Source organism: Oceanobacillus picturae, from assembly GCF_000612865.1.
Classification (GTDB): Bacteria; Bacillota; Bacilli; order Bacillales; family Amphibacillaceae; genus Oceanobacillus_B; species Oceanobacillus_B jordanicus.
In genome coordinates this window covers 1183775-1209781 of sequence record NZ_CCAX010000001.1, presented here as the reverse complement: position 1 = coordinate 1209781, position 26007 = coordinate 1183775, and the positions used below count along the sequence as shown (strand labels likewise).

The following is a 26007-nucleotide window of genomic DNA, read 5'->3' as shown; positions in this document are numbered from 1 at the left end:
TTTTAGTTTGGAATTTAGAATCTATAAGTAAAATGCCGAGCGTTTACTCGAAGCCTTGTCGGTGGCTAGAGTTTAAATACGCTCGGCATTTTGAGATTTCTTAAGATTAATTACTTACTTTGTCAGGTTCAATTATATTGGCATCTGCAACGTAAGCTTGTTGAAGCTGCTTTGTTATCTTACCGGGCTTGCCATCAGCAATTTGCTTATCGTCCACAGAAATAATGGGCATAACTTCCGATGTACTGCTAGATAACAGTATTTCATCAGCTGTCGCGATATCGTCCACAGTAAAGCTTTCTTCAATGAATGGTATACCCAAATCTTTAGCAAACTTTTCAACACGCATACGGACACATCCGTGCAAAATATTATTTGTAGCTGGATGGGTGTAAATTTTTCCGTCTTTTACTAAGTATACATTGGAAGAGCTACATTCTGTTACCAAGCCATTCCTATGTAGGATTGCTTCATAGCAGCCATTTTCCTTTGCTTCTTGTTTTGCAAGTACATTAGGTAAGAGGTTCAAGCTTTTTATATAGCAGTTCTCCCAACGAACATCCCGCTGGGTAATCGTTGCAACACCTGCGTCCATCTTTTCTGTGTTGCGTGGTAGATCCTGCACATATGCATATACATTTGCCGGAATTCCCTCAGGAAAGACATGATCTCTTGGAGCCGACCCCCGTGTAACCTGTAAGTAAACTTTGCCGTCTTTATTCATCTTATTTCTTTCCAATAGTTGTAATAGTAATTGAGTCATTTCTTCTTTTGTAACGGCAAGATTAATTTTCACCGCAGCTGCCGAACGAAATAATCGATCCACATGCTCTTTAAGTAAATAGTATTCTCCATTATAAATGCGAATCACTTCATAAATGCCATCGCCAAATTGAAGCCCGCGTTCTTCATAAGGATATTTCAAGTTATCTCGGTGAGTGAAGCTTGATTGTGTCATAATAATTGGATAAACAGCCATGCGATTTCCCCTCCCTAAATCTTATGCCTATTCTATAACTTCTCTGAATAGATGTAAATTGTAATTTCAAAAAAATTATTATGGAAATTTAGTCATAAGAAATACAGTGAAACAGCTCTGAAGAGTTCCTTTAACTGCGTTGTTTTTAAGGGTTTTCTAGTATTCTGTCGAAAAAAGTAAAATTTTCTCTTGCATTCTCTTAAAAGCCTTGCTATAATCAATAATGCATTCAAAAAAACAACGTAATAGTTGTTATACAATCTTATATTCCATGCGGGTGTAGTTTAGTGACGAGCGAAGCTTCCGCCGAGTAACCAACGAGTTGCCTCGAAGCACAAGCAACTATGAGTAAGCTAGAAGATGTAGAGGCAGTCTGACTTATAGAACGTGCACTATTATAAATTAATAATCTTATATTCCATGCGGGTGTAGTTTAGTGGTAAAACCTCAGCCTTCCAAGCTGATGATGAGGGTTCGATTCCCTTCACCCGCTCCATACATATGTCTTAACGCAGTGTTTCGTAATCTAACTTACGGGGTGTTGCGTTTTTCATTTGTCTAAAACTTATCCCCTCACTTGAATCAGGGGTTTCCCCATAGTATCCTTAAGGCAACTATTGAGAAATTGAGGGATTGATATATGAAGGATTTAATTCAACAATTAAAACGGATTGATAATAAAGGGTATAGAGCATACAAAGATTTACACGGGAAATATAGTTTTCCTGACTTCGACCTGTTTCTTGACTATGTACAAGGAGACCCATTTGCATCTCCTTCTCGGCTGCGAATTATGATTCCAAAGCAGAAGCGGGGAATTAATCAAGAATGGCTGCAAACAGCTCCTAGAAAAATAGCAGCAGAGGATGCAATTGCACGTAGTGTCGGAAAAGCAGTAGGTAAGAATGAGATTTCAATTAAAGGCTCAGGGAAAAGCGGTAATATTTTCTTTGACCGACCTGGTCAGGAAGTGTTGGAGAGAAGTGCTGTACAACTTACTTCAGATACAATCACCATCTGCCTTTCGGTCGGACTTCCTGCAAATGGCAGAAGGATTAATGGGAGAGAGGCAGAAAAGTTATTTACGAAGGCTATTCCTGAGCTTGTTCGAAATTCGGTTTTTACTATTCCCGATCAAATGATTACCGAAGCTATAGAACTTGCAGACCAGCAGGAAGCAATTCGTGAACAAATGCGACAGCATAACTGGATTGCTTTTCTAGCAAATGGCTCGATTTTGCCAAGAGAGAGTGGTATTAGCAATCGACCTATGAAGCAAGCAGTTCCTTTTCAAAGCCCCGCACAATCAGAGGTGGAGGTTTCTATACCGCATAGGGAAGAACCAATTCGTGGGATGGCAATAGAAAAAGGCATTACATTGATTGTGGGTGGTGGCTATCATGGTAAGAGCACAATGCTTCAAGCAATTGAGCGTGGTGTATATTATCATTCAAAGGGTGATGGAAGAGAATACGTCCTGACAGATCCGGATGCGGTGAAAATTAGAGCAGAGGATGGCAGGAAAGTGACAGGGGTTAATATTTCTCCATTCATTAATAATTTGCCACATAAACAGCAAACAACTTTCTTTTCCACAGAAAATGCGAGTGGAAGTACCTCTCAAGCTGCAAACGTGATGGAGGCACTTGAAGTTGGTGCTACGACATTATTAATCGATGAAGATACGAGTGCCACTAATTTTATGATTCGGGATCACCGAATGCAAAAGTTAGTTAAAAAAGATCAAGAACCTATTACGCCATTTATTGATAAAATTAAGCAAATGGATGAACAACTAGGTGTATCTACTATATTGGTTATGGGTGGATCAGGTGATTACTTTGCAGTAGCCGACAAGGTGATTATGCTGGAATCATACCGGCCTGAAGATGTAACAGAAAAAGCGAAGCAAATAATGAATGATACGCCGCTTGAGCGAGATTTGGATGTTACGGAGAACTTTGGCAATGTAACGGAACGCTATTTCCTGCCTCAATCATTACAGACCCAAAAGGGGAAACGTGCCAAGGTACAAGCAAAAGGACTCTCCACTATATTGATGGGATATAATGACATACAATTTGCTGACACGGAACAGTTGGTGGATCCATCCCAAACGAGACTGATCGCAGATATTATTTTGCATCTTGACCAAAGAAATGTATTGGGCAATAAGTCGTTGAAGGATGTTGTGCAATATATTGATGACCAGTTGAATCAAAAAGGGATCGCGGCATTCAGTCCATTTAAAAATCAGCATCCAGGGGATATTGCGAGACCGAGAAAGTACGAAATAGCAGCAGTGATCAACCGATTACGCACAGCGGCTGTGAAACACAATTAGAAAGGAGGCGGAGCCAATGGATACAGCGCAGCTTAAAAAAGATATTATTGCTTACAGTAAGAAAATAGGGATTGATAAAATTGGCTTTGCCTCTGCCGATGTGTTTGGAGAATTAAAAGAAAGATTGCGCAGACAGCAGGAATTGTCCTACCAATCAGGCTTTGAAAAAGGAACCGTTGAGGAAAGAACTGAACCTGAAAGATTATTGCCTGAAGCAAAATCAATCATTTCGATAGCACTTGCATATCCTTCTCGTATGAAAGACGCTCCAAAGAGTACGAAGGAAGAGAGGCGTGGCCTTTTTGCCAGAGCTTCTTGGGGAACGGATTATCATGTTGTCATGCGTGACCGCTTAGAAAAGCTGGCAGCGTTTATTAAAGAACAGGTTCCAGATGTGGCTAACCGGTTAATGGTTGATACAGGGGAGCTCTCAGATCGCGCTGTAGCAGAACGTGCCGGCATTGGCTTCAGTGGAAAAAACACTTCAATCATTACACCTGAATTTGGTTCATATGTTTATTTGGGTGAAATGATAACCAATATTCCATTTGTACCCGATGATCCAGTTGATGACAGTTGTGGGGAGTGTACGAAGTGTATTGATGCTTGTCCGACTGGAGCCATCGTACAGGGTGGCCAATTAAACGCACAGCGTTGTATTGCATTTTTAACCCAAACAAAGGATTTTCTGCCCGATGAGTTCCGTACGAAAATTGGTAATCGAGTATATGGTTGTGATACCTGCCAGGTTGTCTGTCCTAAAAATCAAAAGATAGACTTTCATATTCATCCTGAATTTGAGCCAGAACATGGCGTTTCAAAACCAGTGTTAAAACCAATGCTGCGTATTTCCAATCGAGAATTCAAAGAAACCTTTGGTCATATTTCTGGTTCTTGGCGTGGTAAAAAGCCTATACAACGTAACGCATTGATAGCACTAGGACATTACAAGGATAAAACAGCTGTGGACGACATCATTAAAGTCATGCGCACTGATCCTAGACCTGTAATCAGAGGAACGGCTGCATGGTCTCTAGGTAAAATCGGAACAGAAGAAGCATACATGGCAATAAAAGAAGCAATGGAAACTGAGCAGGATGAACAAGTACAGGTTGAGATGGAAAAAGGCATGGCATTTCAAGAGGTGTATCAAGCCAAGACATAATTGTTCATTATTGTGGTTTTTGACAAGTCCCCTCCCCATATAGTAATGGTGGAGGGGATTTTCTATGGAGAAATTAAAAGCATATTGGTTGGATTTTTTACAGGAAGAACGTGGGGAAGAAAGTTGGTGGGATAAGAAGAAAGCGTGCTGTGAAAAACGAGGTGCAAAGATCGTGCGGGTGGAAGGGAAGGGGCATTTATTCCGAAAGTTTCGGTACGATAGCGAAACAATGTATGAGTACAGACTTCACTTTTCTTATCTGACAAAGCAGAAAGATAAGCTATATTTGGAGGAGGAGGTAATTCCATATACCTTTAAAATGGAAAAAGGCTCGATTGTAGAGCATAAGAGGGGCAGCATACCAAAGGTAAAGTCACCTTTATCAATTGCTCCGAATGCGAATCGTGCTTCAAACCAAGAACGAATGCGTTTTACCTATGATCGACTGGCGGCGGTTCAATACGCTGAGCGTTGGTGGAATAGTTATAATCCCAACTTTCGTAAATTTGATGTGGATTGCACAAATTATATATCACAGTGCCTGTTAGCTGGTGGAGCTCCCATGCGAGGAGCACCAGTCAGAGAAAGAGGCTGGTGGTATAACCAGGATAGCTGGAGTTTTAGTTGGGCTGTGGCTCATTCAATGAGATGGTATTTAAGTGGATCGACGGATGGCCTGCAGGGAAAAGAAGTTAGCTCTGCAGAAGAATTGGAGCCTGGAGATATCATTTGTTACGATTTTCAGGGGAATGGCAGATGGGACCATAATACAATTGTGGTGACAAAAGACGCAGCAGGAATGCCGCTTGTTAACGCACATACAGATAACAGTCGCAACCGGTACTGGTCTTACGAAGATTCCACAGCCTGGACGCCCAATATTCAGTATAAATTTTTTCGCATTGGTTCGTAGTAATGCTATAATAAATAGGCTACTCCCATACGAGGAGCAGTTGATTATCGAACAAGGAGATTAGATCAGTGAGTATACATGTCGTTTTATTTCAGCCAGAGATTCCTGCAAACACCGGCAACATAGCGAGAACTTGCTTGGCAACAGGAGCAACATTGCATCTTATTCACCCACTAGGCTTTAGTACAGAGGATAAAATGTTACGAAGAGCGGGGCTGGACTATTGGAAAGATGTGGATGTTCAAGAACATGCTAGCATAGAGGAACTATATGAAAAGCATCCTAAAGGTTCCTACTACTATATAGAAAACTTTGGTACAAAGCATTACACAGATTATGATTACAGCAATGATAAAGATGATTTATTTTTTGTTTTTGGAAGAGAAACGAATGGCATTCCACATGAATTGCTTGAAGGCAAAGAAGATAGATGTCTACGCATTCATATGAATGACAAGGTTCGTTCATTAAACTTATCCAATACTGCAGCTATCATCGTTTATGAGGCTTTGCGTCAACAAGGATTTCCAGATCTCACAAAAAAAAACCGCCATATTGGCGGTTTTTTACTGATCTTTTTTAGGTACGGCTGGTTTTGATTCATATCCAGATGTGAACATTGATGTCATAAATGTTAAGATAACGCCAATTAAAAGTGCAAGCTTCATTGTTATGCCTCCTTATGTAGGTAAAAAGAGCGTCTTTTTGAAAAGATAAGAAAGTAAAAAAATTGCGCAGATGTCTAGCTCCAAGCACCCAGCGACTAGCGTAACTTCCTTCACCTCGTACAATAAGGCAACATCGGCTCCCTGCGGTTCACCGTGTTTTCTTTATCTCCTACGGCTCAGTCCAGTTCGTACGTCGCTAACCGGGCACTCTGCGCTTTTCTTATTATGTCCCTATTATAACGAATTATGTTTATAATGTGAACTAATGCAAGCAATTTGCTTTCATATTTTTAGAAAAGACATAACTTTTCCAGCTCTGAATAGACGGAAGATTTTAATAATAGTAAAGGTTGGAACATTATATTGTTTCAGTATATAAAATAGGGTATATTAGTTGATGAAAGTCATTTAACAGTTCTATAATAGAGTGAGTGTTAGAAAACCGTTTACATTACGAGTAATGTTAACTTCTAATGGGGGTATAAAAACGTGGCACAGACGGAAGAATCTAATCAAAGATTCTGGGCAGAATTTCATGGTCCAAATATGGGGTATGTAGAAGAACAATATGATCTGTATAAAACAGATCCAGATGCAGTCGATCATTCCATAAAGGAAATGTTCGATCAGTATGGAAAGCCAAATTGGTTATCAAACGATGCAGGAGCAACAGACCTGCCAACAGGTTCTCAAGCTTCCATGCATGATGTGAAAAAACTAACCTCAGCTATGAAACTTGTTGAGGCTATTCGCCGTTTCGGTCATCTAGAAGCGGATATTTATCCAGTAGGTTTACACAAAAATCGTAATTCGAATTTAGTACAGCCTGTCACTTATGGATTAAGTGAAGACGATCTAAAACAAATGCCAGCTAGCTGGTTATGGGAAAAGGCACCGAATCACGTTGAAAACGGCCTTGATGTCCTTCATGAACTTAAAAAATACTATTCTGGTACGATCACATTTGAATATGATCATATTAATAACGAAGCTGAGCGCGCGTGGTTACTTGATTTAATCGAGACAGGTAAGGCACGGCTTGATCTTTCTGATGAAGATAAAAAGCAGTTACTTGGACGCTTAGTGGATGTTGAAGGATTTGAAGGATTCCTACAAAAAACGTTTGTTGGGCAAAAACGCTTCTCTATCGAAGGATTGGAAGCAATGGTGCCAATGCTTGATCAGATCGTAAAATATGCAACCGAAGATAAAGTTGAAAATATTATGATGGGAATGGCTCACAGAGGTCGACTTTCTGTGTTGGCTCATGTGCTAGGCAAACCGTTTGATAAAATTTTCTCCGAGTTCCATCATTCACCAGACAAAGAATTAGTTCCTTCTGAAGGCTCCATGGGAATTAACTATGGCTGGACAGGTGATGTTAAATATCACTTTGGTGCAAAGAAAGAAGTAAAAAAGGGTGAAGAAACAGCAACCCGAATAACACTTGCACATAATCCGTCACATCTTGAATTTGTTAATCCAGTAGTGGAAGGCTTTGCCCGTGCTGCACAGGATGATCGCTCTAAAGCCGGATACCCGGAGAGAGATTTAAATAAAGCGATTCCAGTATTAATCCATGGGGATGCTGCATTTATTGGGGAAGGTGTAGTTGCGGAAACCTTGAACCTTAGTGGGCTTCCAGGTTATGCCACAGGTGGTAGCTTGCATATCATCGCTAATAACTTAGTTGGGTATACAACAAATCAGGATGATGGACGTTCAACACGTTATGCAAGTGACTTAGCTAAAGGGTTTGAAATACCGATCATTCATGTGAATGCAGATGACCCAATAGCATGTGTCTCAGCAATTAAAATTGCATACGAATACCGAAAGAAATTCAATAAGGACTTTCTCATTGATTTGGTCGGCTACCGTAGATACGGTCATAATGAAATGGATGAACCGAGAACAACCCAACCAGGGCTGTATCAGGACATTGACCAACATCCGACAGCTGCGAATGTGTTTGCAGAGGTGTTAAAGGAGAAAGGTGTAATAGAAGAAAAGACCTTTAAGAGTATGTTAGAGAATGTAGAAGCACATCTTAGAGAAATTTACGACGGTATGAAAGAGAATGAAACCGGTAAGGCAGAAGTAAAATGCATGCCAAAAGCGTTGGAGAATACTTTAGAAACATTTGAAACTGCGGTAAAGCTTGAAGTTCTACAAAGTTTGAACAAAGGGTTACTGAAACGGCCAGAAGGTTTTAATGGCTTCAAGAAACTTGAAAAAATTCTAGATCGTCGTGGTAAAGCAATGGAAGAAGGCGGTAAAGCGGATTGGGGAACAGGTGAAGCTCTGACTTACGCCTCAATTCTTCGTGACGGAATCCCCATTAGGCTAACTGGGCAGGACTCCGAACGCGGAACATTTGCGCATAGGCATGTTGTTCTCCATGATGTAGAAACAGACGAGAAGTATAGTCCAATGCATGGACTTGAGGTTGCTAATGCGTCTTTTGACATTCGTAATAGCCCATTATCAGAAGCTGGTGTACTCGGTTTTGAGTATGGTTATAGTGTTCAATCACCAAATACGCTGGTAATCTGGGAAGCTCAGTTTGGAGATTTTGCTAATGCTGCGCAAGTTATTTTTGATCAATTTATTTCTGCTGCACGGGCTAAATGGGGAGAAAAATCGAATATGGTAATGTTATTGCCACATGGTTATGAAGGTCAGGGGCCAGAACATTCCAGTGCAAGACTTGAACGTTTCTTGCAAATGGCAGGAGAGAATAACTGGATTGTGGCAAATGTTACATCGTCGGCGCAATTTTTCCATTTGCTTCGTAGACAGGCGGCAATGCGCGGTCGTGAAGAAGCAAGACCTTTAATACTCATGACACCAAAAAGTTTGCTACGTAATCAACGTGTTTCTTCTGAGCCGAAGGAATTTACAGATGGTAAGTTTGAGCCATTACGACAGCAACCTAATCTTTCGCTTAGTAAGAAAAAGACGAAGCGACTACTAATCGGATCAGGGAAGATAATGGTAGATATAGAAGAGGCAATGGACAATGCAGAGGAATCCTTTGATTGGCTAAATGTTCTTCGTTTAGAGCAGATCTATCCATTCCCTAAAGAAGAATTGGAAAAGAAACTAGCAGAATTTCCGAATCTTGAAGAAATCGTATGGGTCCAGGAAGAACCAATGAACATGGGCGCCTGGGATTACGTTGATGACTATCTAAGAGATTTACTGAAAAAAGGGCAAGAATTACGCTATATAGGTCGTCCGCATCGGGCTGCTCCTGCAGTAGGGGTACCAAACGTCCACAAAGCAGAACAAAAACAACTTGTACAAAAAGCAATCAACCCGTCTAAAGGAGGAGATTCCAATGAAAGAAATTAAAATACCAGAACTTGCTGAATCAATTACAGAAGGTACAATCGCTGAATGGTTAGTAAAAAAAGGTGACAAGATTGAAAAAGGCGACCCTGTAGTTGAACTAGAAACAGACAAAGTAAATGTGGAAGTAAATGCAGATTATGCAGGTGTCATAACGGAAATCCTTAGAGAAGAGGGCGATGATGTAGAAGTCGGGGATGTTATTGCCAAAGTGGATGAGAACGGCGAAGCTGGCGGGGATCAAGAAGAACCAAAAACGGAAGAAGCTTCAAAAGAAGAAAAGCAGGAATCATCTAATAAAGAAAGTGACTCGCAAAAGGAAAGTGATTCAGAAAAAGAAGAACCTTCTAAGAGCGAGAAAAAGGATTCTTCTTCCATTAAAAGCAAAAACGGCGATGTTATCGCTTCACCAGCAGCTAGAAAACGAGCTCGTGAATTGAATATTGATTTAAGTGAGGTCAGCCCTAGAGATCCGCTTGGTCGTGTACGTCCAGAAGATGTCGAGGCTGCTGCCAAAGGTTCAAGTAAGAAGGAAGAAAAGAAAACAGAAAAGAAAGAAGCAACCTCAGAAAAAACCGAATTTGATAAACCAGTAGAACGAGTGAAAATGTCACGTCGTCGTCAAACCATTGCAAAGCGTCTAGTTGAGGTACAGCATGAAGCTGCGATGCTAACAACTTTCAATGAAGTAGATCTAACAAATGTTATGAAACTACGCAGTGATCGAAAAGAGAAATTCATTGAAAAACACGGCGTGAAATTAGGCTTTATGTCCTTCTTTACAAAAGCAGTAGTAGGGGCACTAAAAGAATTCCCATTATTAAACGCTGAGATTCAGGGCAATGAATTAGTCTTAAAGAAATTCTACGATATTGGTATTGCGGTATCCACAGATGACGGACTTGTTGTTCCGGTTGTACGTGATGCAGACCGTCTTGATTTTGCCGGAGTAGAAAAAGAAATTGGTAATCTTGGTAAAAAAGCACGCGACAAAAAACTTGCAATGGAAGACTTGCAAGGTGGTTCCTTCACGATAACAAATGGAGGAACATTCGGTTCCATGCTTTCGACCCCTATTCTTAATGCACCACAGGTTGGAATTCTTGGTATGCATAACATTCAGAAGCGAGCTATGGTCATGCCTGATGATTCAATCGAAGTTCGACCAATGATGTACTTGGCTCTATCATACGATCACAGAATTGTGGACGGTAAAGAAGCTGTTCAATTCCTGGTACGTGTGAAAGAATTACTAGAAGACCCATATGATCTATTACTAGAAGGTTAATTGTTTAATAGGCAAACCCGTCAGCTTAGCTGGCGGGTTTTTTTTGTGATAGTAGTCTCTATTAGGCAAGAAAAATTGTTAATTCGCTGGCATTTAGGGAATGATTAAGTAAGATAAGCAAAATTAACAGAAAATATAATCAGTTGATTGACGTCTGACGTCTTGGTACAATATCCATTGTAATAAGGGAAATGAAAACAGTTACATTTAGAAAGGAAGGGTAAAAAACGTGGGAATTATTTTAGGGGTTTTAGCAATAATCGTTGTGCTTGGTTTGGCATTTTTAATGTCTAACGATAAGAAAAATATTAATTATAAAGGTATTGGAATAATGTTGCTCCTGCAGCTTTTGACAACCTGGTTTATGTTTAGTACCAATATTGGACAAGCCATTATCAATGGAATTGCAGCAGGATTTAACAAACTAATTGAATTTGGTACAGAGGGAGTTAATTTCGTAGTAGGTGGCTTAATGGTCGAAGAAGGAGGAAGCGTATTCTTCTTTAACGTCCTTTTACTTATTATCTTCTTTGCGACCATCTTATCTGTTCTAACTTATTTACGTATTCTACCACCTATCATTAAATACTTTGGCGGGTTAATCTCAAAGATAACAGGTCTTCCCCGTGTTGAATCATTTAATGCCGTAAATAGTATCTTTTTTGGTCAGTCGGAGGCATTAATCGCTATCCGTTCACAATTCCATCACCTGACTGCCAATCGACTTTATATTGTGAGCGCATCAGCTATGGGTTCTGTTTCTGCCTCTATCGTTGGTGCATACTTACAAATGCTTCCACCGGAGTATGTTTTAGTCGCACTTCCGCTTAATATGTTTAGTGCGCTTATGCTTGCATCTATTATTGCGCCTGTAAAAGTGCCGAAGGAAGAGGACAAAGTTGATGTGAAAGATGTAACAAATGACAAAAGTATCTTTGAAGCAATGGGAAATGGTGCACTAGAAGGTGGGAAAATTGCCCTTATCGTTGCAGCAATGCTTATTGCATTTATCGCATCACTTGAATTGGTTAACTGGATTATTAGTTTTTCAGGTTTAACATTACAGGAATTACTCGGTTACGTTCTTTATCCAATCGGGATACTTATGGGAATTTCACCGGATGAAGTACTCAGAGCAGGTTCCGTAATGGGGACAAAAATTGTTACAAATGAGTTCGTAGCCATGCTGGAATTCCAACCAATGATTGCTGAAATGTCAGAGAAAACAGTCGGAATTGTATCTGTATTCCTAACTAGCTTTGCTAACTTCTCCTCGATCGGAATCATCGCAGGTACCGTAAAAGGAATTGACAGTGAAAAGGCAGTAAGCGTATCAGGGTTTGGATTGAAACTACTCATTGGAGCAACACTTGCATCCATCCTATCTGCAACAGTAGTAGGGCTATTCCTATAAGATGTATTTTTGTAGCGGTATGCAAATTATTTTATGAAGCGCAAAAGCATCCTAAAATAAGACAGGCGTCCATTTAATTTCAAATGGATGCCTTTTTTTACTTTCATTTTGCCCCAGTTTTTAATACCATAGTATAGACTGTATAAAATCTTAAGAAGCTTTATGAATATAAAGAACTGCGATAATATATCACTACTTTAACCAGATAATATCAGAAGTATTGGTTCTTGCAAGGAGAATCAGATTTTTTCCAAATTGTACATAGACCATTACCTAGGAACATCCCAGAGCATCCAAGTGATTGATATGAATTCATTTGGAAGAAAAACGAAACCAAGTTACCTAGAGCGAAAGACGGCGACTCCTGTGGCAACGCCTTCGTGACCAAACTCCTGTTGGCCCGAGGCTCAAGCCATGCCCCACGGAAAGCGTCCGTCTGTAGTGAAAGGTAACGGCGTTTAACCGTCTTTGGACTTCAAAAATGTAAGAGAAAATAGGCAAAAAATGAGTGCCTAAATATACTATACGAGGAGAACATAGCATGAAAAACAAACGAATCCTATTTACTGGTGGAGGCACTGCAGGGCATGTAATCGTCAATCTAGCCTTAATCCCTTACTATCAGGAAAAAGGGTATGAGATTGATTATATTGGCTCACATGATGGCATAGAACGCAATCTAATAACCCAGCTCGATGGGGTTAGTTACCATCCGATTTCCACAGGGAAGCTTAGAAGATACATCTCCAAAGAAAACATAAAAGACCCGTTCAAAGTACTGAAAGGTGTTGCCCAGGCAGCGCGCATCATGAAAAAACGAAAACCTTCCATTATTTTTTCAAAAGGTGGTTTTGTTTCCGTACCGGTAGTCTTAGCAGCAAAACTGAGAAGAATTCCAGTCGTTATTCACGAATCTGATTACACGCCTGGTCTTGCAAATAAAATCGCAATCCCTTTCGCACGTAAGGTTTTGGCAACTTTTCCAGAGACAATGGAATATTTACCAAAAGAAAAGGCAGAGTATGTTGGTGCAGTCATTCGTGACGAATTATTTGAAGGGAAAAAGGAAGCTGGCCTGGCATTTGCAGGTCTTTCATCGGATAAACCTGTTCTACTTATCATGGGGGGCAGCGGTGGCTCGCAGAAAATAAATGAAACCATTAGGAATTCGCTCGATCACTTACTTGAAACCTTCCACATTATTCATATCTGTGGAAAAGATAAGGTAGATCCTGCTTATAAAAGAAATGGATACGTTCAATTTGAATATGTTAATGAAGAACTGAAAGATGTTTTCGCAGCAACTGATTACGTTCTTTCCCGTGCAGGTTCAAATGCTATCTTTGAATTCCTCGCATTAAGAATTCCCATGTTGTTAATTCCATTATCTAAAGAGGCAAGTCGAGGCGACCAGATTATTAATGCACAATCCTTTGTAAAAAAGCGCTATGCAAGAGTGTTAGAAGAAGAGAAACTAACAAATGAAACGTTAGTTCATGAACTTAACCAATTAAAAGAATACTCCGCTATTATGACAGATACGATGAAGGAGTATAAAAGTGAAAAGGCACGAGATCGAGTCATTGAAATAATTGGTGAAGTGCAAAGAAAATAAGGTAATGTGTACAGCATGAAAGAGCCGACGGAATTCGATATGAAATTCGAATAATCGTTGGCTTTTTTTCTAACATATTATATTTGGTTCGGCTGACTTATTGAACAGTACCAAAATGTACAAGGTTAACATCGACTTGAAAATCTACAGTTATTTCAGGGAACTTCTCTCTCCATTCTTCCACAGTCAGCTTGTTATTATTTTTTATTCTATATAATCTCCCATAACCAATAGGATCTGCATTGAGTTCTTGTACCTTTTTAAATAGTGCCTCATACTTTTTTTTAATTGCTTTCCCTAATTCTTCTTCTATAGCCTTTGCCACTTTTTCATCTTTGACTATAAGCTGCTCAGAGGATTCATGCAAATCTATATCAATGTCTATATTTGAACGAAAACGTAGCTGTTCCAAATCGGTTATTTCGCTTGTTGTTTTTCCCTTAATACCAATCCGAACATGCATAGTTTCGCTGTTTGGGTCTATTGGTTCTGTATCTTCTATATATTTATCCAATGGAGCTCTTGGGATTTCTAATTCAAGTGGTGCAAAGCCGACATGCTTTTGTGTCATATTTAGAAGAAGAGCTTCATCTAATGTAATATCGCCGACATATTTATCACCACGAAATATTCCCAAGGCGGCAAGTTGTGGAGCATCATCATCCATTGTGATAACAGGAAGAAAAGGGTCCTGTCCTACATCAAAATATATATGTGTGAAATCATGCAACGCTACTTCGGGAATGGAGTCTTCCAACCCCTCCTGTCTTATTAATCCGTGGAGGAATTGCCCTATGTCCATGTTCGTATCTGTCTGGCCTACCTCTAGAATTTCTTTTGCCGTGGTACCACTAATCCCAAGAAGCATGGTGTCAGAAACTCTGGCATCTCGTGTTAGGGTATTTAGATAGTTTATTATTCCCTTTTGTGCAATTTCTTTTCCGTATAATTCTAAACGGATTTGACCCGGGGTTAAAGCAAAGCTTGATTTGTTGTTTGCTTGCTCACGAGCTTCTTTAATCGTGTGTCCTGTACCTGATAATGTCTTAGAGACCATGTCTGTTTGAGCATTAAATTGAAAAATGATCAAGGTGGTTTCGAGTTCGCTTGGTTTCTCTTCTGAAATATCTACGCCTCGCGTGTGGATAATCCCTAATTTTTCCAGCTGGGTTGAATCAACACATGAAGTAAGCAGACAAAGAGTGATGCAAAGGAAGAAGAGTCTTTTAAGCCTCAATCTTTTCACCCCTTTTTCGTTGTTTCCATTTTTTCTTTATTAGCACGATTGGTAGTAACAAAAATGGATATACATATACTAGCCAAAAACCCAATTCATTTACTTTATCTATTATCCATTGAATTTGAAAATGTTCATCTAGTAACCAACAACCAATTAGCAGGGGAATAGCAAGTGCATAGATAGATACTTTTTGAGGTAGCTTGGAAATTCTTTTGATCCCATAAGTTGCCCCCCACAAAAGTAGAATAATATTTGGGATGATAACCATCATCCATTCAGCTACCAGCACAAAATCCAATCTTTCAATAAAGGAAAACTGCTGAAACTTAAATAATGATAGAAGCGTCCATTCACGTCTCGCCACTTGCTCGCCATTAAAAAAACCTAGCGTTATGATGGTTATGATTAAAACGAGAAGACCAGACCATATAGCTGCCGAATATGCTGGGAAACGCACCCCCTTTTTATTTTGTATAAAAGGGTACATTAAAAATAAAATTTCAAATCCTAAAAACGTATAGGAGGTTGCTTTAGCGCCCTTTAATAAATCGGGTAGGGGTGTTTGAAACATTGGAAGAAAATGATCCCAATCTATTTGAACAGCAGGTTCAATCAATAAAAGCAATAACCAATGTGTAAGTGCAAAAAATAAAAAGCAAACTCCAATCATAATACGTAAACCGCCCAATGTACTATATACAGCCAAAATTATCATAAGCAATCCCATTACTAGCGGACTAAGGGTTGGAAAAATAAAAATCCTGACAACCTCTATATACGTAATGAGCACGGAAAAAAGGGTAGCGATAAAGTATATAATATAGACACTGCTTAATAGGTTGCCTAGCCATTTCCCAAACAAGTCACGGTGTATACCAAAAATGTCTGCATTGTCATACTGTTTTAAAATGAAAATCATGATAAAAAGGACACACAAGATAAAAATGACCGCTATAAGAACAGATAACCACGAGTCCGCCCCAGCCTCTAGATAAATAAATCTTGGTACCCCCATTACTCCCACACCTAATTGTAAGGAAGAGATAATGAAGAATAGGTAAAATGCGCGAATACTTTTATTAGCTTTTACTTTCACGTTTATATCCAATCCATCACCTACTCGTCAATATCTTTTTTCTCATTTGCTTTTTTCTTATTAAATCGAACCCTATCTTTAGGTCGGAAAGAAAGAAATCTTTTCCCTTGAAATTGTTGAGGAAAGCGAATAAGTACTTTATTAAGGTCAACCATACGGAACGGGTAAATTGGCGTAAGATAAGGCCTTCCGAGAGAGGTTAGTCTTAATAAATGAATGATTAGAAAGCTGATACCAAAGACAATTCCCATAATGCCTAAAATACCGGCTAGTATAATCATAGGAAATCGCAATACCCGAATAGAAGTTCCCATTAAATAACTAGGTGCGGTAAAGGAAGCGAGCGCACTAATCGTGATAAAGATGATTAAAATATTACTTGTAATCCCTGCTTGTACGGCTGCAGTTCCAACGACCACACCACCCACAATACCAATGGTTTGACCTACCTTCGTTGGAAGCCTGGCCCCTGCTTCACGTAATAATTCTATTAAGAGTTCAAGGAGCAGAGCCTCAAATATAGGGGGAAAAGGGACATTAGCCCTTGATTGTCCAATTGAGATAAGAAGCTGTGTCGGGATAAGTTCATAATGAAACGTTACAGCAGCCACATACATTGGGGTGAGCATGACAGATATAAACATAGATATAAACCGCAAAACTCTTAGAAATGATCCGGCATTCCAACGCATGTATAAATCCTCGGTCGATTCAAAAAAACTAAAGAATGTGGTTGGGGCTAATATTGCCGCGGGGCTGTTTTCAACGATAACGCCAACACGTCCCTTATTAATCGCATAGGAAGCACGATCCGGTAGCTCTGTTGAATAGAACTGTGGAAATATTGTTAGAGAGGAGTCCTCTACATATTGCATGAGTACATTCGCATCCTCTACCTCATCAACCTCAAGGTCCTGTAGTCGTTGTCGCATTGTGTTAACGTCTGTTTCGTTTGCAACGGACTTCAAATAAATTAGTCTTGCTTCCTTTGGTGTCCGTTTTCCTAACATAATCTTTTCAAAAACGAGATCTTTTGAGCGCATCCGCCAACGTAATATGTTCAAGTTCGTAACCAAAGATTCAGTGAATGCAACCTGTGGACCGATAACAACTGATTCAGTTTCAGCTTTGGTTAGTGATCTCTGTTCAATGTTTAACATTAAATAAGAAACTACTTGTTTTTCTCCTTCAATATAAACAAAGACATGTCCATTAATGAGGTTTGTTAGTAATTCCTCCAACTTGTCCATCTTTTGGCCTGTGTTCAAAGGTACTTCATTCAATACCGATTCAACGGTCCATTCTTTTTGGGACTCAAGAAGCGTTTTGAGTAGCGTGTTTTCTATTCTCTCTGAATTTACTTGGTAGGAGAGATAGAAGACAGCGAGCTTTTGGCCTGCGTTTTCAAAGATGGTAAAGCTTAGGTCAGTACTATTTTCAAACTGGTCTTCTAGAGTCTGCTTTAACTTTTCAACCTTAATGGGAAATAATGGATTGGTGGCTTTTCTTTTAGCTTTTTTCATAATTCCTCCCGTAATCGTCCAGTACTAATAATTTCCCCCGGTGCAACCGGCCGTAAGTTGCCCCCTTCAAAATATGAAGTGAAACCGTGAGTTTTTAGTAGGAGTAAACGGACGCTAATACCGCGATTCGTTCAACCAACAATCAGTGGGGAAATAAAACCCCTACTGATTGAAGTTTCATTTTATAAAGATAGTATGTGAGAAAAAACTACTATCTATGTGCAATATCTTATCGTTTACTCGAAAGAAATCTTTAGTAGACTAAAGACTCATTTTTTGGAAAATTCAAATGAAATATTGTTTGTTTTTGTCGGTTCCTGTATCATGAAAGCTAAGGAAATAGTGAGGGGTGAGGATTTGAGTGAAATAATCCGTAATTGTCGATTATGTAAACAGCCAATGGAAAGTAGTCCATTTATGATGTGCCCTGCCTGTCTTACTGAGAGTGATCGAGTCCAGAGTTTCATTAGAAAACACCCGCTAGCTTCGATGGAGGAGATATCTTGCTCGACTAAGGTCCCTCCTGTTAAATTAGAAAAAATGCTTCATCTTGGAATTCGAATCAAACGTGAGAGCACCCAATTATAACTCTGTGTTTTTACGAGATTTCTAAAATAGACGTCCAGTTTAAAAAGAAAATAACCCAAAATTTAAAAAAGGATTGACTTTAAATTTTCCTAATACTATAATTATTGAGAACAAATAAACCAAAGGAGGTCATGATGATGAAAAACATCATTCAAACAACGCAACTTAATCCAACTAAATATGTGACCTCTACCGTATTTTGCGGAAAAGTATTCTAACTTTTACATACTTCTTTGTAGATATCAAAGGTCACAACTGTCTGTGGCCTTTTTGTTTTTGGGATAGGTATGTTACTGCGTTTCCCATCGTAAGCATGTGTCGTCATAGACGCATGCTTTTTTTGGTTGCATTACAAAGATTGGTTAGGAATACGAGTAGAGGAACTTTTGTTGGAAAGAACACATCAGAAAGAAATTAAAGAGAGATTAGAAGGTGATGGAATGTTTCAGGTTTTTAAAAAATTAGACTGGTTTTTTAAACATTATTGGAAACGCTATTTATTTGCAATTTTAGCGCTCATTGTAGCAAGTGCGATAGGTCTTATACCGCCTAAATTAGCTGGGTATACAATTGATCAAATTCAATTCGATTCGATGACAACCCAACTTTTAACCGCATTAATAATTGGATATTTACTTTTAATTATTATCCATTATGCCATTTCATTTTTATGGGATTATACGCTATTTAGCGGAGCAGTTATATTAGAACGCTGGAGTAGAAGCAACTTAATGGATCATTTTACTAAGATGACGCCAACGTTTTTTGGGAAATACCGCACAGGTGACCTTATGGCTAGAAGTACCAATGACTTAAAAGCCATTAGTCTTACAGCGGGATTTGGTGTTTTAACATTAGTGGATTCTTCGGTTTTCATGCTGATGCTTGTAGCCATGATGGGATTTACTATTAGCTGGAAGCTGACACTTGCCGCATTGCTTCCGTTGCCAATTATGGCAGTGATTATGAATAAATATGGAGCTGTCATCCATGCGCGGTTTACCAAAGCCCAGCAAGCGTTTGGAGAAATGAATAATGATGTTCTCGAGTCCATTCGAGGAGTACGGGTAATTCGTGCTTTTGTACAGGAAAAGCAAGATTTAAAGCGATTCAAGAAGATGACAGACGATGTCTATGTGAAAAACATGGAGGTTGCTAAGATTGATGCGCTTTTTGAGCCAACCATGAAGATTCTTGTAGGGCTTTCTTATACGATTGGACTTGGGTATGGTGCTTTTTTGGTTTTTGATAATCAAATGACACTTGGTGATCTCGTGACCTTTAACGTATATTTAGGTATGTTAATTTGGCCGATGTTTGCGGTGGGTGAGCTTATTAATATACTACAGCGAGGGAATGCATCGCTTGATAGAGTAAATGAGACAACAGGCTATAAGGCTGATGTTTCAGATCCGGTAACTCCAAAAACTGTAGATGCAGTGGAATCACTTGTTTTTGAAGGGGTGACGTTTTCCTATCCAGGAACAGAAACAAAGCAACTGAACAATCTTTCATTAAACGTAAAACGTGGCGATACCATTGGGATTGTCGGAAAAACGGGTGCAGGGAAAACGACGCTTTTCAAATTGCTCCTAAGGCAATACCCTGGCATGCTAGGAAACATAAAAGTTGCTGATGTAGATTTAGAGGATCTTTCACTTGCTCAAATTCGTTCTTGGATCGGCTATGTGCCGCAAGACCAAATGATGTTTTCTAAATCTATCCGGGAGAATATCCAATTCGGTAAATCGGACGCAACGGACACCGAAATCTTCCGTGTGATGGAGTTAGCACACTTCCTTAATGACATGAAACAACTTCCAAATGGTTTAGATACACAGGTTGGGGAAAGTGGTGTAACGCTATCAGGCGGCCAAAAGCAACGAGTAGCTTTAGCGCGAGCCTTTATTAAAGATCCGGAAATCCTCATACTGGATGATTCCATGTCCGCGGTTGATGGTAAGACAGAAGCAAATATTATTGAACATTTACGTAGAGAAAGAAAAAATAAAACGACCTTTATAGCTGCACATCGTATGTCAGCAGTAACACATGCCGACCACATTATTGTACTTGATAATGGCGAAATCGTGGAACAAGGGTCCCATGCAGAACTAATGTTAACAGAAGGCTGGTATAAGCAGCAGTATGTTCAACAGCAGCTTGCAAAGGCAGGGGTGAACGAATAATGAAACAAAATACAGAGAAACGACTGTTTCAATATGCATTACAATATAAAAAAGGTATTATCATTGGCTTTATCTGCTTAATTATTGCCGTATCGCTTGAACTTGCTGGTCCTTTAATAGCCAAGAGAGTAATTGATGATCATATTCTTGGAGTGGAAGGGACCTGGCAAGAGGTTGAATCGCAAAATGATAAGCAAACAGCTTCTTATAATGGCCAGTTTTACAAACGGGTTGATAGGTTGGAAGACTCTGACCAGACAATTGGAAATCCCGTAACGATATTTCAAACTGGTACCACTTACTATTTTGTTACGGAAGAAATTCCACTTGAAGGAAAAAGGACTGCCGATGGGGAAACGATCACGATAACGACAAGCTCTGGAGAAGAGACCTTTACAGGTGAAAAATTATCGCTAACTGAAGTGTATCCGTTTTTTAAACCGGAGCAGGGACCAATCATGTGGCTGCTTGGTTTATATGTCGCATTACTATTTATTGCTGGTTTCTTTCAATTTTATCAAACCTTTCTTTTACAGAAATCGTCCAATCAAATTGTTAGAAAGATGCGAAACGACCTATTCGCCCATACTCAGCGGATTCCTGTTAACTATTTTGTTGATCAGCCAGCAGGTAAAATAGTAGCGAGGATCACAAATGATACAGAAGCTATTCGCGACTTGTATGAGCGTGTACTATCTATTGTCCTCACAAGCATTATATATATGGCAGGAATATTTGTCGCATTGTTTATACTCGATGCAAAGCTTGCTCTTATGTGTCTTTTCATTATTCCACTTATATTTGGTTGGATGAAACTATATAAGCATTTTGGCAGCAAGTATAATAAAGTTATCCGTTCTACGATAAGCGAAATTAATGGGAACATAAGTGAAGCAATTCAAGGAATGCCGATTATTCAGGCGTTTAGTAGAGAAAAGAAGACAAAAGAAGAATTTGAGGTGCTTAACAATAGGCATTTTACCTATCAACGAAAGCTAGTTAAGCTAAGTGCGCTAACCTCTTATAATCTTGTTACCGTGTTTCGAAATTTAGCTTTCGTAGCCTTTATTTGGTATTTTGGTTCTGCTTCATTAGATCCGACAAGTATTATATCTATCGGGATGCTCTATGCGATTGTTGATTATCTAACAAGATTATTTGAACCTGTAACCGATATCGTGAATCAGCTACCGCTTATCGAACAGGCACGTGTCGCTGGCGGAAGAGTTTTTGAATTGCTAGACCATCCTGGTGAAAACGTGATGGATGATAATGTATCACGCTATCGAGGAAATATTTTATTTGATCACGTATCATTTGCTTATAATGAGAAGGATTATGTTTTGAACGATATCTCCTTTTCAGTGAAGGCTGGTCAGACAGCAGCCTTTGTTGGCCATACAGGGTCAGGTAAAAGCTCTATTATGAATTTGCTTTTTCGTTTTTATGATCCACAGAAGGGCTCCATTACGATTGACGGGAAGTCGACACAGGAGTGGTCAAGGCAGCAGGTGAGAAGTCATATGGGAATCGTATTACAGGACCCATTCTTATTTACTGGGACTATCCTTTCTAATGTGACGATGAATGATCCTCATATTAGCAGGGAAGCAGCCATAAATGCTTTAAAAGCAGTGGGAGCCGACCGCTTTATTGAAAAGCTGCCGAATCGTTATGATGAAAAAGTCACAGAAGGAGGAGGCACCTTTTCGCTTGGTGAAAGACAACTATTATCATTTGCTAGAGCGTTGGCGTTTGATCCAGCCATCTTAATTTTGGATGAAGCAACTGCGAATATTGATACGGAGACAGAAAACGTCATTCAGCAAGCCTTGGAAGTATTGAAGCAAGGAAGAACAACGCTTGTTATCGCACATAGACTTTCGACTATACAGCAAGCAGATGTTATATTTGTATTAGACCGCGGTACGATAAAAGAACAGGGGAACCATAATAGTCTCTTACAGCAACAGGGTGCCTACTATCAAATGTATCAAATGCAGCAAGGGATACTTGAAGAAACCGCAGGATAGGAAAACCGCTTCAAACACGGGGTGAACTATGGATCGAGATAGGGAAGAGCAAGAAAAAGCGGACATTATAGATGAAGATTTATATGAGGAATTTGATGATGAAGAGCTTTATGAACTTGTGGAAGAAGAACGCAGAAAAGCTTTAGAGAGAACGAAGGTAAAAGTAGATGATAAACCAAAACGTCCTTTTCCAAAGTGGGTATTTTGGGTGATAGCGCTAGCTTTAGCCTTCAATGTGTTTGCGTTAATTCCCCAGACTTTTTCTATCCCGGCAATTGACTTTCTCATCACATCTGCAAAGCTTTCAAACGATGAGGATATACGAAATTTTAAACAAGCGGTGGTCGTTGTAGAAACAGAGGATAGTAAGGGGACTGGCTTTGCAATAAACCAAGAAGGTACTGTTTTGACAAACCATCATGTGGTAGAGGGAGATGACCACGTAACAGTTGCTTTTCCGGATGATGGGTTGTTTGAAGCGGAGGTGGTGGAAACTGATCCTGCGATCGACTTAGCAGTATTAAAGGTCGAGGCGGAGGACCTTCCGTCACTTAAGCTAGCAGATACCCCGATATTTAAAGAAGATGCGCCTATTACATTTATTGGAAATCCTTTGCGATTTAACGGAATAGCTAATCAAGGATCTATTGTTGGCCACACCAGGCTAAGCGACTGGGAACGTGAAGTGGTGATGATAAAGGCACCTGTTTATCGGGGGAACAGTGGTAGTCCTGTCTTTAACGAAGAAGGAGAAGTGATGGGGGTAATTTTTGCAACATTAGATCATGAGACAGAAGGCAAGGTAGGGCTCTTTATACCCATTACGTATTATCATGAGATGTAACCTCTTGTTTCATCCATATAGTTTGGGGGTATTTATATTGTAAACGTCTTAAGGAGGCGAAGTTACATGTTATTTTTTACTTCCGAACTAAAAACATACAATATCCATGCAGCAGATGGTGTAATGGGAAAAGTAAAGGATCTATATTTTGACGATGAAAAATGGGCTATTCGTTATGCAATTGTAGACACGAGGAAATGGCTTCCGGGCCGCCGTGTACTCCTCTCCCCATCTTCGTTTATTACACTTAATGAAAATGATAAGCACCTAGAGGTAGAGTATGATAAGGAGAAGGTACGTAACAGTCCTTCCATCTCTGAAGAAAGTGCCGTTTCAAAAGATGTAGAGGATAGTTTAATTGGATACTACGGCTGGAGCAGATACTGGACAGGAAATATGCTGTGGGGCTCTAATGATCGACCATTGGCACAATTTCCTCCTGCTGAAGAACCACAGCCAGAGGTGTTTGACCAGCAATTAGAAGCACAGAGTCAATATAATCTTCGTAGTGAAGATGAAACGATAGAATTTAAAGTGCATGCCGATGATGGTAAAATAGGTACAGTCGCAGATATGGTCTTTGATTCAGAATATTGGAAGCTGCGTTATCTCGTCGTACAAGATAGTGAAACGTATACGAAAGAACAATACTTTGTCTATCATACAGATCAAATTGAGTCTGTTGATTGGTTTGAACGAGATATTTATATTAAGGGAACATTAGCCGAAACAAAGAATGTTACCAAATATAATTCAAAAGATATGATACTCACAAGTATTTCCCGGAGTAACCGTCCGTAACTCCCACTAAATGAAGTTTCACTTTATAAAAAGGTAAACATTAGGGCCTTTCAGCATCGACTGCTGAGGGTCTTTTTTATTTTTGAAAGCGACTGGGTATATAGGTATGGGTATATATTCACTGACGGTCGTAGTGGTAATTGTATTTTAAACAAATTGTAATTGTTTTGAGATAGCAACAGTGTATGCGGTACGGTAAGATTAATCAGACTGACATTTTAATTCTATTATAAAATAAGCTGGTGACAATAAAAATGACAACTTACCGAACTCAAATAAATGAAATATTTAAATATACAGTTTCTGTGCATAAGAAATACTTTACGGTCACACCCAAAAAGAAACAAAAAAAATCGAAATTTATAATGCCTGGGGGTGTTCTAGGTTGATAAAAGAGCAGTCATTAAAAGACATACCTCTAGAAAAAATGATCTCCTCTGTTCAAAAGGGAGATATGCAAACACAAAACTATCTTTTAAAGACGTATCAACCATTTATTGCAAAGTGTGTTTCCGAAGTCTGCAAGCGATATATCGACCCCAAAAGAGATGATGAATTTAGCATTGGCCTTTCAGCTTTTAATGAGGCAATGATATCTTATTCTTCTGATAAAGGAAGTTCGTTTTTATCCTTTGCTAAATTGGTAATAAAACGGAAGGTTATCGATTATATTCGCTATATTAAAAAACGCCCTGCACCAATCTCCCTTGATGAGACATTTGATGCAGAGCAAATGGACAACCCCTTGGAAATAGCGGCTGTGAAAGAAAAATATCAGGAAGAACAGGACGCTTGGCATAGAAAAGAAGAAATCGCAGACTATAAAGAAAAACTAGCGGCTTATAAGCTTACGTTTGCCGAGTTGACAGAAGTCTCGCCTAAACATAGGGATGCTCGTGAATCAGCTGTTAGGACAGCAAGGACCTTGTATGAAGACCCTGAACTGCGTGCGTTCGTTTTTAGTAAGAAAAAGCTTCCTATCAAACAACTGGTACGAAAGGTGGATGTCAGCAAAAAAACGTTGGAGCGGAATCGTAAATTTATACTTGCTGTATTTATCGTACTGACGGAAGATTACTTGTATCTGAAGGATTATCTTAAGGGGGTGGGTCAGTGAAAAAAGGTATTGTCATGGAACACCGGCATACTTATACCATCGTAATGGATAGAGATGGTACCTTTCATAAAGCAATGCCAGTGAAACATGTAGACATTGGGAATGAGATTCCTTTTGAAATATATCGAGCAGAAAGAAAAGGCTATATTTTATTGTTACGTAAGGTTGGGCAAATCCCTGGTCGACTGATTGTATTGGTCTGTGCGCTGCTCTTATTTGTATTGCCAATATATTTCGCATTTGCAAATAATAAAACATTAGCCTATTTAAGCATTGATATAAAACGAAGCTTTGAACTCGAAGTAGATAACAAATTCCATGTTCGCTCTATACGCTATCTTAACGAAGATGCAGAACAGGTAGGTATGAAATTATCCCAATATAGGGATAGAAAGATGGAAACTGTTATTGAAAAAATTATGGAACAAAGTGAAAAATCGGGCCTTGTTGGGGAGAAGAAAGATATGCTTATAGGCGTTAGTTATCCTAATGAATATCATGGAAAAAATAGGCTTTTGCGTAATTTAAATACCTTTTCGCAAAAACGAGATGATAGCTGGAGTATTACTGCATTTCACGTACCGCATAATGTGCGAAAATCTGCTGAGAAAGCGGGTAAACCAACAAATAAAAAATTGGCTGAAATGATTACCCAGACGGAGTACCCTCAAAACTCTACAACTGCTTTGAATCTGAATGACGAAGAGAAAGCTATTATTCATTCCTTTTATTTTGAAAAAAACCGTCTTTCAGAAGAAAAGTGAGGGGTGCAGAAGGTTCCGGTTAGGTAAGTTTTTAAAATCGCCAATAAAAAGGGCTGCGATTCCGCTAAATAG

18 protein-coding genes and 1 tRNA gene are annotated in these 26007 nt (G+C 39.3%); 15 read left to right on the top strand and 4 right to left on the bottom strand.

Annotation, left to right across the window (positions count from 1 at the left end; genetic code table 11):
* Positions 1-106: 106 nt before the first annotated feature.
* Positions 107-979 (bottom strand): D-amino-acid transaminase, encoded by an 873-nt coding sequence (dat, locus tag BN988_RS06095; RefSeq protein WP_036574186.1) that lies wholly within the window; start codon positions 977-979, stop codon positions 107-109.
* 422 nt (positions 980-1401) lie between these two features.
* Here dat and BN988_RS06090 point away from each other — a divergent pair.
* The 9 genes from BN988_RS06090 to BN988_RS06050 all read left to right on the top strand — a co-directional run bounded on the left by BN988_RS06090 (position 1402) and on the right by BN988_RS06050 (position 13740).
* A tRNA-Gly gene (locus BN988_RS06090) sits at positions 1402-1475 on the top strand.
* A gap of 144 nt (positions 1476-1619) precedes the next feature.
* Positions 1620-3323, top strand: a complete 1704-nt coding sequence (locus tag BN988_RS06085) for an ABC-ATPase domain-containing protein (RefSeq protein WP_036574185.1) — start codon at positions 1620-1622, stop codon at positions 3321-3323.
* Between the two features lie 16 nt (positions 3324-3339).
* Positions 3340-4488 carry a tRNA epoxyqueuosine(34) reductase QueG gene (gene queG, locus BN988_RS06080; RefSeq protein WP_036574181.1) on the top strand — a complete coding sequence of 383 codons (1149 nt, stop codon included), beginning with the start codon at positions 3340-3342 and terminating at the stop codon, positions 4486-4488.
* A 64-nt stretch (positions 4489-4552) separates the two neighbouring features.
* Positions 4553-5401 carry an amidase domain-containing protein gene (locus BN988_RS06075; RefSeq protein WP_036574178.1) on the top strand — a complete coding sequence of 283 codons (849 nt, stop codon included), beginning with the start codon at positions 4553-4555 and terminating at the stop codon, positions 5399-5401.
* A gap of 68 nt (positions 5402-5469) precedes the next feature.
* On the top strand, positions 5470-6000 hold the full coding sequence (gene trmL, locus BN988_RS06070; RefSeq protein WP_051557698.1) for a tRNA (uridine(34)/cytosine(34)/5-carboxymethylaminomethyluridine(34)-2'-O)-methyltransferase TrmL: 531 nt from the start codon (positions 5470-5472) through the stop codon (positions 5998-6000).
* 558 nt (positions 6001-6558) lie between these two features.
* Complete coding sequence (locus BN988_RS06065; RefSeq protein WP_036574175.1) at positions 6559-9426, top strand: 2-oxoglutarate dehydrogenase E1 component; 2868 nt, start codon at positions 6559-6561, stop codon at positions 9424-9426.
* Positions 9413-10711 carry a 2-oxoglutarate dehydrogenase complex dihydrolipoyllysine-residue succinyltransferase gene (odhB, locus tag BN988_RS06060; protein ID WP_036574174.1) on the top strand — a complete coding sequence of 433 codons (1299 nt, stop codon included), beginning with the start codon at positions 9413-9415 and terminating at the stop codon, positions 10709-10711. Before BN988_RS06065 ends, odhB begins: the two co-directional genes overlap by 14 nt.
* Before the next feature lie 229 nt (positions 10712-10940).
* Positions 10941-12125 carry a NupC/NupG family nucleoside CNT transporter gene (locus tag BN988_RS06055; RefSeq protein ID WP_036574171.1) on the top strand — a complete coding sequence of 395 codons (1185 nt, stop codon included), beginning with the start codon at positions 10941-10943 and terminating at the stop codon, positions 12123-12125.
* A 541-nt stretch (positions 12126-12666) separates the two neighbouring features.
* Positions 12667-13740, top strand: a complete 1074-nt coding sequence (locus BN988_RS06050; RefSeq protein ID WP_036574169.1) for an undecaprenyldiphospho-muramoylpentapeptide beta-N-acetylglucosaminyltransferase — start codon at positions 12667-12669, stop codon at positions 13738-13740.
* Between the two features lie 97 nt (positions 13741-13837).
* On the opposite strand, the gene BN988_RS06045 is transcribed toward BN988_RS06050, so the two are convergent.
* The 3 genes from BN988_RS06045 to BN988_RS06035 are packed head-to-tail and all read right to left on the bottom strand — an operon-like array spanning position 13838 to position 17599.
* Positions 13838-14977, bottom strand: a complete 1140-nt coding sequence (locus BN988_RS06045) for a Ger(x)C family spore germination protein (RefSeq protein ID WP_036574166.1) — start codon at positions 14975-14977, stop codon at positions 13838-13840.
* Positions 14967-16088, bottom strand: coding sequence for a GerAB/ArcD/ProY family transporter (locus BN988_RS06040; RefSeq protein ID WP_036574165.1), 1122 nt, complete (start codon positions 16086-16088; stop codon positions 14967-14969). Before BN988_RS06040 ends, BN988_RS06045 begins: the two co-directional genes overlap by 11 nt.
* An 8-nt stretch (positions 16089-16096) precedes the next feature.
* The gene (locus BN988_RS06035) at positions 16097-17599 is read right to left on the bottom strand and encodes a spore germination protein (protein ID WP_036574162.1); all 1503 of its coding nucleotides are present in this window, start codon (positions 17597-17599) and stop codon (positions 16097-16099) included.
* Positions 17600-18627: 1028 nt separating this feature from the next.
* On the opposite strand from BN988_RS06035, the gene BN988_RS06030 reads away from it, so the two are divergent.
* The 6 genes from BN988_RS06030 to BN988_RS06005 all read left to right on the top strand — a co-directional run bounded on the left by BN988_RS06030 (position 18628) and on the right by BN988_RS06005 (position 25935).
* The gene (locus BN988_RS06030; RefSeq protein WP_036576412.1) at positions 18628-20376 is read left to right on the top strand and encodes an ABC transporter ATP-binding protein; all 1749 of its coding nucleotides are present in this window, start codon (positions 18628-18630) and stop codon (positions 20374-20376) included.
* Positions 20376-22409 (top strand): ABC transporter ATP-binding protein, encoded by a 2034-nt coding sequence (locus tag BN988_RS06025; RefSeq protein WP_036574159.1) that lies wholly within the window; start codon positions 20376-20378, stop codon positions 22407-22409. Before BN988_RS06030 ends, BN988_RS06025 begins: the two co-directional genes overlap by 1 nt.
* A gap of 28 nt (positions 22410-22437) precedes the next feature.
* On the top strand, positions 22438-23253 hold the full coding sequence (locus tag BN988_RS06020) for a S1C family serine protease (RefSeq protein ID WP_036574157.1): 816 nt from the start codon (positions 22438-22440) through the stop codon (positions 23251-23253).
* A gap of 66 nt (positions 23254-23319) precedes the next feature.
* Positions 23320-24054 carry a PRC-barrel domain-containing protein gene (locus tag BN988_RS06015; protein WP_036574155.1) on the top strand — a complete coding sequence of 245 codons (735 nt, stop codon included), beginning with the start codon at positions 23320-23322 and terminating at the stop codon, positions 24052-24054.
* Between the two features lie 385 nt (positions 24055-24439).
* Positions 24440-25171, top strand: coding sequence for an RNA polymerase sigma factor SigI (gene sigI / locus BN988_RS06010; RefSeq protein WP_036574153.1), 732 nt, complete (start codon positions 24440-24442; stop codon positions 25169-25171).
* Positions 25168-25935 carry an anti-sigma-I factor RsgI family protein gene (locus tag BN988_RS06005; protein WP_036574150.1) on the top strand — a complete coding sequence of 256 codons (768 nt, stop codon included), beginning with the start codon at positions 25168-25170 and terminating at the stop codon, positions 25933-25935. Before sigI ends, BN988_RS06005 begins: the two co-directional genes overlap by 4 nt.
* Positions 25936-26007: the final 72 nt, after the last annotated feature.

What these genes read in the sequence shown, in the direction of transcription:
- BN988_RS06030 (WP_036576412.1), top strand. Translation starts at nt 18,628, where the DNA reads ATGTTTCAGGTTTTTAAAAAATTAGACTGGTTTTTTAAACATTATTGG.
- BN988_RS06085 (WP_036574185.1), top strand. Translation starts at nt 1,620, where the DNA reads ATGAAGGATTTAATTCAACAATTAAAACGGATTGATAATAAAGGGTAT.
- BN988_RS06015 (WP_036574155.1), top strand. Translation starts at nt 23,320, where the DNA reads ATGTTATTTTTTACTTCCGAACTAAAAACATACAATATCCATGCAGCA.
- BN988_RS06075 (WP_036574178.1), top strand. Translation starts at nt 4,553, where the DNA reads ATGGAGAAATTAAAAGCATATTGGTTGGATTTTTTACAGGAAGAACGT.
- BN988_RS06050 (WP_036574169.1), top strand. Translation starts at nt 12,667, where the DNA reads ATGAAAAACAAACGAATCCTATTTACTGGTGGAGGCACTGCAGGGCAT.
- queG (WP_036574181.1), top strand. Translation starts at nt 3,340, where the DNA reads ATGGATACAGCGCAGCTTAAAAAAGATATTATTGCTTACAGTAAGAAA.
- BN988_RS06020 (WP_036574157.1), top strand. Translation starts at nt 22,438, where the DNA reads ATGGATCGAGATAGGGAAGAGCAAGAAAAAGCGGACATTATAGATGAA.
- BN988_RS06025 (WP_036574159.1), top strand. Translation starts at nt 20,376, where the DNA reads ATGAAACAAAATACAGAGAAACGACTGTTTCAATATGCATTACAATAT.
- odhB (WP_036574174.1), top strand. Translation starts at nt 9,413, where the DNA reads ATGAAAGAAATTAAAATACCAGAACTTGCTGAATCAATTACAGAAGGT.
- BN988_RS06035 (WP_036574162.1), bottom strand. Translation starts at nt 17,599, where the DNA reads ATGAAAAAAGCTAAAAGAAAAGCCACCAATCCATTATTTCCCATTAAG.
- dat (WP_036574186.1), bottom strand. Translation starts at nt 979, where the DNA reads ATGGCTGTTTATCCAATTATTATGACACAATCAAGCTTCACTCACCGA.